The 424-nt window shown below is 42.7% G+C and carries 1 protein-coding gene; it reads right to left on the minus strand.

The features are described from left to right. Positions 1-424, minus strand: a 424-nt coding sequence (locus Q0739_RS14990; protein ID WP_298239542.1) for a hypothetical protein, incomplete at both ends; no start/stop codon positions are given.

Here is a 424-nt window from a genome sequence, read left to right on the forward strand (position 1 = left end):
CAAGACAGTCTACAATACTACCAGTATTGGCAGGAGGTGTAAAGTCAGGGATGTCTATAGTATATGTATATGACCAATCGTGAGAGTTACCTTCACAGTCTTCGTAATTGAATACCCATACCATATCACCAGCACAAGGGATATCACTAGGAGTGGTTACCAGTGTAGGAGTGATAGGGTTACCACAAGCATCATTTTGAGCAGGAGGTGTAGGTTGTACTTGAGCATCAGCAAGACAGTCTACAATACTACCAGTATTGGCAGGAGGTGTAAAGTCAGGGATGTCTATAGTATATGTATATGACCAATCGTGAGAGTTACCTTCACAGTCTTCGTAATTGAATACCCATACCATATCACCAGCACAAGGGATATCACTAGGAGTGGTTACCAGTGTAGGAGTGATAGGGTTACCACAAGCATC

Origin of the sequence: uncultured Algibacter sp. (genome assembly GCF_947487605.1) — a bacterium.
Classification (GTDB): Bacteria; Bacteroidota; Bacteroidia; order Flavobacteriales; family Flavobacteriaceae; genus Algibacter_D.